Origin of the sequence: Gilliamella sp. W8136 (genome assembly GCF_016101285.1) — a bacterium.
Taxonomy (GTDB): domain Bacteria; phylum Pseudomonadota; class Gammaproteobacteria; order Enterobacterales; family Orbaceae; genus Gilliamella; species Gilliamella apicola_N.
In genome coordinates this window covers 120,261-133,569 of record NZ_JACFQU010000005.1, presented here as the reverse complement: position 1 = coordinate 133,569, position 13,309 = coordinate 120,261, and the positions used below count along the sequence as shown (strand labels likewise).

Genomic DNA, 13,309 nt, shown 5'->3' with positions numbered 1-13,309 from the left:
TTGTTCGATTTAATTTTAAACGTTTTTTGGGTGATGAATCGCAAAAACACCTTTTATTTGTGTTTGCCTCAGTTGTTGTGACTATGATTTGTGGATAAAATTATTTTTATGAGCAGTTAATTGATGAAGATAATAGATAAATGTCGGGTCATAATTTATGTCGAACCCAAGGTTATACGATATAAGATAAGTCAATCTAATGGGCTATTAACGTTTTCTCCATTTGGCGATTTAATTGAATATGATTATCAAAATTTCAATGATATTGATATTTTTGTTGGTCAACTACAAGCTAAGTTACCCAAATATACCAAATATGAAATAAACCTTTCAGATAACTATATTCAATTAACAAAAGTGATGATGCCGGAGGTGAAATTGCAACCCAATGAAATTGCTTTATATATCGAAGCCTCGATCTATAAATTATTTGAGTTATCCGCTAAAAACGTCTTTTTTGATTTTAATTTTTTAACTGATAAACAGAACCAAAAGCAAATTATGATTGCCGTATGCGAGCGTGATTATGTTAATAGCTGGATTGAGCTATTTAAAAAAAATGAATGTTTAATTAATTTTATTGGTTGTTCAAGCGATAATAAAAGATTCAATTTTTTACCATGGCGACAAAGTCAATATAATAAGCAAAAACAGTATTTATCAATTGTAATAGTATGTTTGATGGGGGTGATGAGTTGTTTATTTTGTTATATGTGGAGGCAAGCCCAAACAAAATTAACCCGCTGTATAAATGACGTTTCACAGCAACAACTTATTGAGCAAAAGTTAAATGAGCAATTATCAACTTATCTGCCAAATCCTTCCGCGAGTCAAAGACAAATCGAGCAGTCATTAATATTAATTTCAGAACAATTACCTACTAATATTTGGTTAACTTCGTTTACTTATAAACCCGATAAAATAACAATTAAAGGGCATAGTTTTAACTATATTGAACTCACTAATTTTAATCTAAATCTTTTACAACATAAAAATGTCAGTAAAAGCCAAATCAAAACAATTATTAATAATAAACATAGTCTGTTTTTTGAAATGGATATTGACATAAATGAACAGTGAGTTTTTAAATCGGCCATTTTGGCAACAATATTTAATCTGTATTTTGTTAACGATCGTTATTTTTATTATCGGTTATCTGTTTTTTATTTACGATATAAACAAACAATCAGACAAGCAACAAAAATTATATCAAACTAAACAGCTACAAATTGAATCATTACAATCAAGGCTTAAACATTATCAATTTGGGCAAAACCGTTCATTAATAATCATCAATCAAAACGAATTTGCTCAATATATTGAACGAAACCATTTAATCCTAAACGCTTTCAAACAATATCAAACGGATGAAACAATAAATTGGGATATTGAACTTAATGGTGAATTTATTGATTTTATGAATTTAATTACAGACCTTAATAAAGATTATTACTATTTGAATTTTCGAGATTTAAAGATGACTAAACAGGAATCTTATCTACAAATTATATTTACCTTATTATTTAAAAGGAAAATAGAGTGAAAGCAAACTTATTTATAATGGGTTATTTATTGATTATCAGCTGTTTTAATGTTATCGCAGAGCTAAACTTTTATCGAGATCCATTTGTTGAACCAACGCAAACGTCATGTAATGAACAGAAAGAGATATTATTAAAACAGATACAAGCTTGGCGATTCAAAGGCCTGATTCAACATAAAAGTCATTATTATCCGCAAATTTGGCTCTATTCTGAAAATCAGTGGCTTGCCATAAATCAAGAGGTTCACTCTAAAGTACTATTTCCCTGGTTTTTGCAATCTTGGCAAAATCATAAAATCGTGTGGCAAGCTAATTTGACAGATTATTGTCATGAAACGATTGAATGGACAATGTTAATAAATGAGTCATAAAGATATGCAAACAAAAAAGATATCATCGATTCATCAATGTCAAAGTATATTGTTAAGGATAACAATGATCTGTTTGATCTCAATGATCATCATGATAAGTACTGTTAGAGCTAACGAAAATCAGTTAAGTTTTAATTTATCTTCAAATGTTGAGCTGCATAATAATGATCTGATTTCAATGAATTTTTATCAAACAGATATTGCCATTATTCTGCAAGCTTTAGCTGATTGTAAACAAATGAATCTTATTATGAGTGAGAATATATCGATAAAACAAACCATTAAACTGCAAAATATAGATTGGCAAAAGGCATTAACCATTATTTTAGATTCGGCCAATTTACAAGCCACAATGGATGATAATATTTTATTTATTTCCAAAGCTATCGAACCAGAAATTTTAGAACAAAAAAAGCAATTGGAACTCAAACAACAAGAGCAAAAGCAGCCGCTTGAATCTTTGTCCATTGCGATTAATCATGCGGATCTTGCAAATTTAAATGAAACCATTCAGCAGCAAGGATTATTATCCGAACGGGGCAAAGTGATTATGGATAAACGAACCAATTCACTTATTATTATGGATTTACCAAAACAGTTTAAAGCGATTAACAACTTGATTAAGTCGATTGATAAACCAATGCCACAAGTACATATATCTGCACATATTGTAACAATGAGTAGTGAAAGTATGAATGAATTGGGTATTAAATGGGGCTATTCAGGGCGATCATCTCAATTGTTAGATAAGTTTGAAGTTGGATTAGGTATTACTAACTCTACCTCTACCATAGGTTTCAATTTAGCTAAAATTTCTGGTAGTTTGCTTAATTTACAACTATCAGCCTTAGAGTCTGAAAATCAAGTTGAAATTATTGCTAGCCCTAATTTATTAACATCCAACCAGAATATGGCATCAATAAAGCAAGGTACAGAAATACCTTATGAAGTTTCAAATGGAAATAATGGTGCAACATCAATTGAGTTTAAGCAAGCCGTTCTAGGATTAGAAGTGACGCCCAAAATACTATCTGATAATCAGATACTTTTAGATTTGTACATTACTCAAAATACTGCAGGGCGCTCAATAAAACGAAGTGAGGGAGGGGAAGCATTAGCTATCGATACCCAAGAAATTAAAACACAAGTGAAAGTAAACAACGGCGAAACTATTGTTTTAGGCGGCATCTTTCAACAAACTAACGATAATCTTAAACGAAACGTACCAAGTGCCAGTGAGCTTCCGATTATTGGTAACTTATTTAAATATAAAGGTAAAAAACAGCAAAAAAAAGAACTTGTTATTTTTATCACGCTACAATTAGTTGAGTAAATGTCATCAGAGTTGTATCATACAGAGTTTATTTTTCTATGATTTACTTTGAAACTTAATTTACTGTTTCAATGTTTAGTTTTTTAGTCATCATCATTACAAATTATTATAAAAGTAGAGAATATTATGTTTCGTGTTGTAGCTTCTGATTTAGATGGCACTTTATTAACTCCTGAGCATTGCTTATCACCTTACACTAAACAAGTCCTTCAAGCTTTGCGTAAAAAAGATATTCATTTTGTGTTTGCAACAGGGCGACACCATATTGATGTGGCTCAAATGCGAGAAAACATGGAAATTGATGCTTTTATGATTACTTCCAATGGCGCTAGAGTGCATGATAGCTCAGGGAATCTAATCTTCGGGCAAAGTATTGATCCTGTATTAGCATGTGAGGTAGCAAAAGAATGTATTGATGATCCGTTAGTATACACTCATGTCTACCGCGGTGATAATTGGCTTATTAATAAAGAAGATACTTATTCTTTAAGTTTTTTTAGAGATACAGATTTTACTTATGAATATTTTAATCCATCTGATTTTGAAGCCGACGATATTGCCAAAATTTACTTCACAACAAGTAGTGATTCATTACATCCACATTTAGCTGAAATAAAAAATAGGCTTGATAAAAAATATGGTAGTAAAATAAGCATCACATTTTCATCTTCAAACTGTCTTGAAATTATGGCTGAAAATGTATCAAAAGGCAGTGCGCTAAAAAGGGTAGTTGAAAAACTTGGTCTCGATCTAAAAGATAGTATTGCTTTTGGTGATGGCATGAATGATTTTGAGATGTTAAAAATGGCAGGAAAAGGTTGCATTATGCAAAATGCTAGTTTAGATTTACGTCAAAAACTACCTCAATTAGAGGTAATTGGTTCAAACGTTGATGATGCCGTACCTCACTATTTAAGTAATTTATTACTATAAATTAATCTAATTATATTTTATGACTCTAACTTTTGATAAAAAACTCGATACTCTGGGATTACGTTGCCCAGAGCCTATCATGCTAGTTCGAAAAGCTATAAGAGAACTGGGTATAGGACAAGTACTTTATTTGATCGCTGATGATGTTGCCACTACTCGTGATGTACCGAGTTTTTGCAGATATATGGATCATGAACTGCTTGCCTTACAAATAGAATCCAAACCTTATCAATATTGGATAAAAAAATCCCATTGATCTTTCTGCCAAAAATTTCAGGTTAACGATACATTTTAGTAAGTTAACCTAATTTGGTAGAGATAGTAACGTAAAGTACGCCAGTCATTTGGAGAAAAATTATCCGACATTAAAAATAGGGTATGTTGTTTATTGGTTCTTCTTGATTGCAAATTTAAAATAATAATGTAACGAAGTATTAATGGATTGCGTCTTAAATACCACCGTTGTTTATACCAATAGATCTGATTGATATAATGAAATAGTGCAAATTCTCCTTTGACTTTTTTGCAACAACAAATGCTTCGCCACCAGTCAATAATTAAGAACAATAAAATAATAAAAGTGTAGTTATTTAATAATGTATCGGCAAATTTTAATAAACATTCAACAACTATAATCAAATAAAATATTGATAATATTATTATTTGTTGACGGGATATGGTTAATTTAGTTCTCCACATAATAAAAACTTAGTTCAAATAAAACACAATTAATAAATGATATTGTTAAAAATTGCTTAAAATTAAGCTAAATATGGGAGATAATACGCATAATTAAAGTAATTTTTTATGAGTGATTAATATATTTGCTCTATGACTAGAATATTAAATTCATCATATCAATGTTCATAAAAACTATGTGTTAAATTATTTGCGGGGTAACAGAAATTACTTTGTTGCCCTTACTTTTTCCTTTGAAAATTCAGCTAGGAATAATTTGTGATAATAATTAAAGTGTTAAAATTTTTTCTTAAGTTTTTTATCGGCTGTTTTCTATGTGCTTTAGTCATAGTAATTGCTGGTTATGCTTATTATTCAAAAGACTTGCCTGATGTTACAACCTTAAAAGATGTAAGGTTGCAAACACCGCTGCAAATTTTGAGCAAAGATGGAGAACTCATCGCTATTTTTGGTGAACGTCGACGAACACCATTAAAATATAATGAAATCCCACCTGTTGTGGTTAATGCTGTGATTGCTACAGAAGATGCGAGATTTCATGAGCATTTTGGTATCGATCCGGTCGGGATTGTACGAGCAATGTACATAGGTTTAAAGCAAAAAGGATTTTCGCAAGGTGGAAGCACTATAACCCAGCAGGTTGCAAAAAACTTTTTCTTAACACCAGAAAAGAGTATTTCACGAAAAGCGAAAGAAGTTATTTTAGCGATTCGTATGGAAAAAGAGCTAACTAAAGAAGAAATCATGACACTTTATCTAAATATGATTAACTTTGGTTCTAGAGCATATGGTGTTGCAGCTGCTTCTTATACTTTTTTTGGTAAGACCCCAGATCAGCTAACCATTGATGAAGCGGCACTATTAGCTGGTTTGCCAAATGCACCTTCAGCTTATAATCCTATTTCACACCCTGATCGTGCACTGACCAGACGTAACTGGGTTTTGGGTCGTATGCTAGATCAATCTTATATTACTCAATCACAATACAATGAAGCAATTAGTAAGCCAATTAATGTAAGTTATCATTCACCACAGATCGAATTTTCAGCCCCATATATTGCCGAAATGGCAAGGCAGTTTATGTATGATAAATTTGGTGAAAATGCTTATACTGATGGCTATAAAGTCTATACAACTATTTCTAAAACAGATCAGTTAGCAGCTGAGCAAGCTGTGCAAAAAAATATTATTGATTATGATATAAGACATGGTTATCGTGGTCCTGAAAAAATATTATGGAAAGATAACGAGAAAGCATGGAAAGATGAGCAAATTCAAAATACGTTAAAAAAATATACTTGTTATAGTGGTATGTGCCCTGGTGTTGTTATTCAATCTTCGGATCTAGAAGCAAATGTTGTTTTAACCGATAAATCTAAAATCGTTATTGCATTCCAAGATATGAAGTGGGCTCGACCATTTATTAGTGATACTAGACAAGGTTCTTTTCCGAAAAAAGTATCTGATACATTAAAACCAGGACAACTTATTTGGGTTAAGAAAACAAATGATAAATGGGCATTAGCACAAATTCCAGCTGTCAATGCTGCACTCGTTTCACTTGATTCTGACAATGGTGCTATCAAAGCAATTGTTGGCGGTTATGATTTTTATTTAAGTAAATTTAATCGTGCTACCCAAGCTCTTCGTCAATTAGGTTCAAATATTAAACCTTTTATTTATACAGCAACATTAGAAAAAGGTTTAACTATGGCTACACTACTCAATGATGCGCCTATTGTTCGCTCAACAGGTAGTGCGACTTGGCGACCTAAAAATTCCCCACCAAACTATGCTGGCCCATTACGTTTAAGAATTGGCTTAGGGATGTCTAAAAATGTAATGATGGTTAGAGCGCTGCGTGCAGTAGGAATTGAATATGTTGCGACTTATTTAGAGCGATTTGGATTCCCTAAAGAAAATATCTCACTTAATGAATCTTTAGCTTTAGGTTCTGCTTCGTTCACACCATTGCAAGTAGCAAGAGCTTATTCGGTGATTGTTAATGGTGGATATTTAATTTCGCCTTATTTAATTGAAAAAATCGAAGATAATAATGGTAGTGGTGTTATTTATCAACATCAACCTTTGATTGCTTGTAAAAATTGTACTGATGAGGTTATCAAAACAGAGTCAATGCCAGTATCCTTAAATAATGTAGAGAATGAAATAGACGAATCAGGTAATGAAGAACCTGAACAAGCTAACCTTAAATCAGATGATAATATGGTATTACCAAATATCAATCTGGATAATAAAGCAACGGATGTTACTCCAAAATATGCACCTCATACGATCGATAGTGGTTTAGCTTTTATTATGAAAGATGGACTTAGAACAATTGTCTTTGGCGGTTCTGATTGGCAAGGTACGGCTTGGCGCGTGAAAGCATTAGGTAGAAAAGATGTAGGAGGGAAAACCGGTACCACAAATTCATCAAAAGATGTTTGGTTTTCTGGTTATGGCGGCAATATTGTAACAACTGTATGGATGGGCTTTGATGATCATCGACGCAATTTAGGTCGAACTATTCGAGCGGAAGCAGGGGCAGTTACAGCCAATCCACTTTGGATTGATTATATGAAAATTGCCCTACAGGATGTACCTGTAAATGAAGATATTAAGCCGGACAATGTCATCTCTGTTACCATTGACCAAAAGACTGGGTTATTACCTCAATCAGGTTCTAAAACAATGTCGGAATACTTTATTAAAGGTACTGAACCAAAATCTTATGCAACTCAAGAAGTTGATACAAGTGTGACCGATTCCCAAGGTAACACACAAGAACTATTCTAGTAAGGTATTGAGTATGAATGGTTCTATAAGAATTATTGGTGGCAAATGGCGTGGACGTAAATTGGCAGTACTTGACAAACAAGGTTTACGCCCTACTACTGATAGAGTTAAAGAAACTCTTTATAATTGGTTAATGCCAGTTATTTATGATAGTGAATGTTTAGATTGTTTTTCGGGAAGTGGTTCATTAGGCTTTGAAGCTGCATCACGAGGTGCAAAAAGTGTAATATTACTAGAAAAAGATAAACAAGTTGCGCAGCTGCTTAATAAAAATAAACAACTTATTGCTTGCGATGCAATTGAGATTCATCACACTAATACGCTAATATGGCTTAATCAACCTGCTCAAAAACAGTTTGATATTGTGTTTATCGATCCACCATTTCATCAATCACTCGTTGCCCAAACGGTTAATCAGCTTGAAAATAATAATTGGCTGAAATCATCTGCATATATTTATATCGAAACAGAAAAAGACCATGAGCTAATGAGTTATATTCCTACTAATTGGCAATTACATCGAGAAAAAACCGTCGGCCAGGTTCACAGCTATCTTTTTATACGAGAAGAAAATTAATGTTTATATTTATTGGTAAATTTTTATATACCATAATGTGGTTATTTTTATTATTCAATCTGATTCACCCATACCCAAAACCTGCCAATATTGTTGCGTATTTTGGTTTGGCCGCTTTTACACTAACTCATGGCTTGCAAGCCTATATGTTACAGTCAACAATGACGAATAAAGAGAAAGAAGAGGATAAATTTAAAGCACTTCGTCTTTTTATTTTTGGTGTATTTGAATCACTTAGCTGGAAAATTAAAAAATAACGATAAAAGTGGTTGCCAGATACAAAAAATTTTGTATAATGCTCCCACTTCTTTCGAAGTATTCCAATAAGCGGGAATAGCTCAGTTGGTAGAGCGCAACCTTGCCAAGGTTGAGGTCGCGAGTTCGAACCTCGTTTCCCGCTCCAATTCTTCATCTACAAATATTCAATATTGATTAAATTTTTTTAGATAATTAAGGATCTAGTTTATCTACTTTTAATTAGAATTTGATGTAACTTATCATCGATAAAGGATATATAAGTAGTATTTGTTATGTTGAAATTTAACATTTAACTTATAAAGATTATCTTTAATTTTATCATTATATATCTCTTTTTATTCCTCCAAATATTTCTATCATCATAAATTAATTATCATTATTAACGTTACTGTAATTATCGTAAAATAAAAAAATAACCATAAAGAAAATAAAATGTAAGCCAGTAAATGGAGCGTTATTATTTTGGACATATCTGTAATTTTTAGTCAGCTAAAATCGATTGAAACTAAATTTGTAAAAAACGAACGTGGTATGTATGCGATCGAATATGCAATTATACATTAGGAATTACAGTGATAATTTCAAGTATTTTGTGTGATCATGATCCAGTTAAAAACGCTTTAACTGAATTACTTGAAAACTAAAGCATAAATTTTATACTATCATTTAATTTTGCTTTTTCATTTTCTAGCTTATTAAAATAGATATAGATAACAGTTTAGGGGATAAGCTCAAATTTTTAATAAAGCTAATTAACCTTATAAATTTTCAACTTTTTAGATCATGAAATATTCAATATATTTCTATTTTTTGTTCTATTTTATCCGTTAATCTTTTTATTATCTACAAAGGTAATCTGAAGTTTAAAATAATTATTTTTGATTTTATCTATATTATTCAAATGGTTATAAATTTATTTTTTTTATTATAGTTTTATAATTTAATAAAATATTTTTAATATAAATTTTTTTAAAAAAATTATATTTGTATCTGGTAAATTTATATTAAACGGCATATAATTTGTTAAAATCTGTAAAGAGAAATTAATAAAGATTAGAATTTTATAAATATTAAGGAGAAAGTAATTATGATGTATTTAGTAGCAATCCGTGCGCAAATAAGGAATTTTACAAGCAAATTTATTAAAAACGAAAGTGGTGTAACTGCAATTGAATATGCAATTGTTGCAGCGGGTGTTTCTGCAGTGATTCTGTTTATCTTTAGAGCGAACGGTGGCCCTGTTTTTATTATGTTAGAGGATGTATTCAATAACTTGAGATATAAAATGGAGAGTATTATTTATTCATAAGTAATATTTCTCATAATATTATTAATAAAAACCACTCCTTTATAAAGGGGGTGGTTTGTTGTTTTAGAGAAGTATAACATCGCTTCAACTTATGGCATAAGACGTTGCAAATATTAAAACAGATAATATAAAAGATTGGTCCAAAGCGTTAACATTCTCTCTATACTCATTCGAATATTATATTTTGATTCTTTTTTGATAAATTATTGGCAATTTTATGATTTATATCTAAGTTGACGCTTTTTCTTCTCATGCAATTTAAAAAATTTAAAATAAAATTAAACTTATGCTGGTAAATTTATTTCAATACAAATATAATGTTAACGCTTTCTAAAAAGGAAGAAAATTAACATTAAAATAAATGTAAATAGTTAAGGAAAGAATTATTATGATGTACTTATCGGCAGTTCGCGCACAAGTAAGAAGTTTTGCAGGCAAATTTATTAAAAATGAACGCGGTGTAACTGCAATTGAATATGCAATTGTTGCTGCAGGTGTTTCAGCTGTGCTTTTGGTTATCTTTGATAAAGGTAACGGTCCTGTTCATAATATGTTAAATGGTGTATTTACTACACTACAAGCTAAATTATCAAGTATTATTTCCTAATTAGTAATATTTAATTACTATTCTGAAATAAACCACTTCTTTGTAAAGAGGTGGTTTATTGTTTTTAAGCTAGTTTCTTCAAATAATAAAATAAACTGTATCAATAATAAGATAGATATAATTAATGGCAGTAGAATACACTTTAACTCTCTGTATGTTTAAATTTTAATATTAAATTTTTAGCAATTTTATGACCCACATCTATATTACTTTTTTCCACTTATGCAATTCAAAAAATTTAATGATGCTTTAACAAAATATTATTAATAAATACATAGTTTATATCTTAAAAATTAAGTAATACTTATAATTTATACTTGTATAACAATAAACCTTTTCTAATTAACGTATTGATTTTAAATTGTTTATTTTCTATGCTTCATTATTATTATTTCTTTATTGGGTCAATATAAAAAAATTTACAATAAAATTGCATTTAATGCTGGCAAATTAATATTAAACTGCATATAATGTGAAAACTTTCTGATAAGAAAGTGAAAACAAATTAAAAATAATGTAAATATTAAAGGAAAGAGTTATTATGATGTACTTATCAGCAGTTCGCGCACAAGTAAGAAACTTTGCAGGCAAATTTATCAAAAATGAACGCGGTGTAACTGCAATTGAATATGCAATTGTTGCTGCAGGTGTTTCAGCTGTGCTTTTGGTTATATTTGATAAAACTAACGGTCCTGTTTATAAAATGTTATATAGTGTATTTACTACACTACAAGCTAAATTATCAGCTATCATTTCCTAATTAGTAATATTTAATTACTATTCTGAAATAAACCACTTCTTTGTAAAGAGGTGGTTTATTGTTTTTAAGCTAGTTTCTTCGAGTAATAAAATAAACTGTATCAATAATAAGAGAGATATAATTAATGGCAGTAGAATACACTTTAACTCTCTGTATGTTTAAATTTTAATATTAAATTTTTAGCAATTTTATGACCCACATCTATATTACTTTTTTCCACTTATGCAATTCAAAAAATTTAATGGTGCTTTAACAAAATATTTTAATGAATAGATTGCTCTTATCTTAAAAATTAAGTAATAAATCACAATCTATTTTTTGGATAACAATAACCCTTTTTTAATTAACATATTGATTTTAAATATTTATTTTTTATTTATACATTGTTGGTTTTTTATTGCGCTAATACATAAAATTTATAATAAAATTACATTTAATGCTGGCAAATTGATATTAAACCGCATATAATGTGAAAGTTTTCTGGAAATAAACAGAAAACGATATTAAAAATAATGTAAATATCTAAGGAAAGATTTATTATGATGTACTTATCAGCAATTCGCGCACAAGTAAGAAATTTTGCAGGCAAATTTATCAAAAATGAACGCGGTGTAACTGCAATTGAATATGCAATCGTTGCAGCAGGTGTTTCAGCTGTACTTTTGGTTATCTTTGATAAAGCTAACGGTCCTGTTTATAAAATGTTATATAGTGTATTTACTTCACTACAAGCTAAATTATCAGGTCTTATTTCTTAATTAGTAATCTTTAATCGCTATTCTGAAAAAAAACCACTTCTTTGTAAAGAAGTGGTTTATTGTTTTTAAGCCAGTTTCTTCAAGTAATAAAATAAACCGTATTGATAATAAAATAGATATTATTAATGGCAGTAGAATACACTTTAACTCTCTGTATATTTAGTTTGATATTAAATTTTTAGTGTTTTAAAATTAAACTTTCAGCAATTTTATGACCCACATCTAAGTTATCTTTTTTCTCTCATGCAATTTAAAAATTTTAATAGGCTTTAATAAAATATTTTAATAAAAACATAGTTTATATCTTAAAAATTAAGTAATGATTACAATCTATTGTTGGATAACAATAACCCTTTTTTAATTAACATATTGATTTTAAAAGTTTATTTTATATTGCTTCATTATTATTTCTTTGTTGGGCCAATATAAAAAATTTACAATAAAATTGCATTTAATGCTGGTAAATTAATATTAAAGTGCATATAATGTGAAAACTTTCCGATAAGAAAGAGAAAACAAATTAAAAATATCGTAAATATTGAAAGGGGAGAGTTAATATGATGTACTTATCAGCAGTTCGCGCACAAGTAAGAAACTTTGCAGGCAAATTTATTAAAAATGAACGCGGTGTAACTGCAATTGAATATGCAATTGTTGCAGCAGGTGTTTCAGCTGTGCTTTTGGTTATCTTTGATAAAGCCAACGGACCTGTTTATAAAATGTTATATGGTGTATTTACTTCATTACAAGCTAAATTATCAAGTATTATTTCCTAATTAGTAATCTTTAATTACTATTCTGAAATAAACCACCCCTTTGTAAAGGAAGGGGTGGTTTATTGTTTTTAAGCAGGATTGCTATTTATTCAAGTGATAAAATAAACCGTATCAAAATATAATAGATATTATCAATGGCGGTAGAATTCACTTTAAATTCTTTATATATTTAGTTTAATATTATATTTTCAGTATTTTAAAATTAAACTTTCAACAATTTTATGATCCACATCTAAATTATTTTTTCCTCTTAGGCAATTTAAAAATTTTAATAGGCTTTAATAAAATATTTTAATAAAAACATAGTTTATATCTTAAAAATTAAGTAATGATTACAATCTATTTTGGATAACAATAACCATTCTTTAATTAACATATTGATTTTTAACGTTTATTTTGTATTGCTTCATTATTATTATTTCTTTGTTGAGCCAATATAAAAAAAATTACAATAAAATTGCATTTAATGCTGGTAAATTGATATTAAAGTGCATATAATATGAAAACTTTCTGATAAGAAAGAGAAAACAAATTAAAAATATCGTAAATATTGAAAGGAGAGAGTTAATATGATGTACTTATCAGC

The 13,309-nt window shown here is 29.5% G+C and carries 15 protein-coding genes and 1 tRNA gene; 15 read left to right on the top strand and 1 reads right to left on the bottom strand.

All coding sequences use genetic code 11. The features are described 5' to 3' along the window. The first annotated feature begins 123 nt into the window (after positions 1 to 123). The 6 genes from H3T96_RS04490 (at position 124) to tusA (ending at position 4,436) form a co-directional block, all read left to right on the top strand. On the top strand, positions 124 to 1,080 hold the full coding sequence (locus H3T96_RS04490) for a PilN domain-containing protein (RefSeq protein ID WP_144091622.1): 957 nt from the start codon (positions 124 to 126) through the stop codon (positions 1,078 to 1,080). Continuing rightward, the gene (locus H3T96_RS04485; RefSeq protein WP_144091623.1) at positions 1,070 to 1,543 is read left to right on the top strand and encodes a type II secretion system protein; all 474 of its coding nucleotides are present in this window, start codon (positions 1,070 to 1,072) and stop codon (positions 1,541 to 1,543) included. The genes H3T96_RS04490 and H3T96_RS04485 overlap by 11 nt, the downstream gene beginning before the upstream one ends. Further along, positions 1,540 to 1,914, top strand: a complete 375-nt coding sequence (locus tag H3T96_RS04480) for a hypothetical protein (RefSeq protein ID WP_144091624.1) — start codon at positions 1,540 to 1,542, stop codon at positions 1,912 to 1,914. The genes H3T96_RS04485 and H3T96_RS04480 overlap by 4 nt, the downstream gene beginning before the upstream one ends. 64 nt (positions 1,915 to 1,978) lie before the next feature. After that, entirely contained in the window at positions 1,979 to 3,247 is a 1,269-nt protein-coding gene (locus tag H3T96_RS04475) for a secretin N-terminal domain-containing protein (RefSeq protein ID WP_186279224.1), read from the top strand. Positions 3,248 to 3,373: 126 nt separating this feature from the next. Beyond that, a complete protein-coding gene (locus H3T96_RS04470) occupies positions 3,374 to 4,180 on the top strand; it encodes a Cof-type HAD-IIB family hydrolase (RefSeq protein WP_086327259.1) in 807 nt (268 codons plus the stop codon). A gap of 19 nt (positions 4,181 to 4,199) precedes the next feature. Further along, positions 4,200 to 4,436, top strand: a complete 237-nt coding sequence (gene tusA, locus H3T96_RS04465) for a sulfurtransferase TusA (RefSeq protein ID WP_039129621.1) — start codon at positions 4,200 to 4,202, stop codon at positions 4,434 to 4,436. A 35-nt stretch (positions 4,437 to 4,471) separates the two neighbouring features. On the opposite strand, the gene H3T96_RS14980 is transcribed toward tusA, so the two are convergent. Beyond that, a complete protein-coding gene (locus tag H3T96_RS14980; RefSeq protein WP_086327258.1) occupies positions 4,472 to 4,879 on the bottom strand; it encodes a protein YgfX in 408 nt (135 codons plus the stop codon). 267 nt (positions 4,880 to 5,146) lie between these two features. Between H3T96_RS14980 and H3T96_RS04455 the strand changes: the two genes are divergently transcribed. From H3T96_RS04455 to H3T96_RS04415, 9 genes are all read left to right on the top strand, one after another. Then, positions 5,147 to 7,678 carry a penicillin-binding protein 1A gene (locus tag H3T96_RS04455; RefSeq protein WP_144091709.1) on the top strand — a complete coding sequence of 844 codons (2,532 nt, stop codon included), beginning with the start codon at positions 5,147 to 5,149 and terminating at the stop codon, positions 7,676 to 7,678. 13 nt (positions 7,679 to 7,691) lie between these two features. Further along, positions 7,692 to 8,255, top strand: coding sequence for a 16S rRNA (guanine(966)-N(2))-methyltransferase RsmD (rsmD, locus tag H3T96_RS04450; protein WP_144091626.1), 564 nt, complete (start codon positions 7,692 to 7,694; stop codon positions 8,253 to 8,255). Beyond that, entirely contained in the window at positions 8,255 to 8,512 is a 258-nt protein-coding gene (locus H3T96_RS04445; RefSeq protein WP_086309111.1) for a DUF1145 domain-containing protein, read from the top strand. The genes rsmD and H3T96_RS04445 overlap by 1 nt, the downstream gene beginning before the upstream one ends. Positions 8,513 to 8,582: 70 nt before the next feature. After that, positions 8,583 to 8,658, top strand: a tRNA-Gly gene (locus tag H3T96_RS04440). A 942-nt stretch (positions 8,659 to 9,600) separates the two neighbouring features. Beyond that, positions 9,601 to 9,822, top strand: coding sequence for a Flp family type IVb pilin (locus tag H3T96_RS04435; protein WP_144091627.1), 222 nt, complete (start codon positions 9,601 to 9,603; stop codon positions 9,820 to 9,822). Between the two features lie 388 nt (positions 9,823 to 10,210). Continuing rightward, complete coding sequence (locus H3T96_RS04430; protein WP_198248598.1) at positions 10,211 to 10,429, top strand: Flp family type IVb pilin; 219 nt, start codon at positions 10,211 to 10,213, stop codon at positions 10,427 to 10,429. Positions 10,430 to 10,970: 541 nt separating this feature from the next. Then, positions 10,971 to 11,189, top strand: coding sequence for a Flp family type IVb pilin (locus tag H3T96_RS04425; protein WP_144091628.1), 219 nt, complete (start codon positions 10,971 to 10,973; stop codon positions 11,187 to 11,189). A gap of 539 nt (positions 11,190 to 11,728) precedes the next feature. Further along, the gene (locus H3T96_RS04420) at positions 11,729 to 11,947 is read left to right on the top strand and encodes a Flp family type IVb pilin (protein ID WP_144091629.1); all 219 of its coding nucleotides are present in this window, start codon (positions 11,729 to 11,731) and stop codon (positions 11,945 to 11,947) included. A gap of 557 nt (positions 11,948 to 12,504) precedes the next feature. Next, a complete protein-coding gene (locus tag H3T96_RS04415) occupies positions 12,505 to 12,723 on the top strand; it encodes a Flp family type IVb pilin (protein ID WP_198248597.1) in 219 nt (72 codons plus the stop codon). Positions 12,724 to 13,309 lie beyond the last annotated feature (586 nt).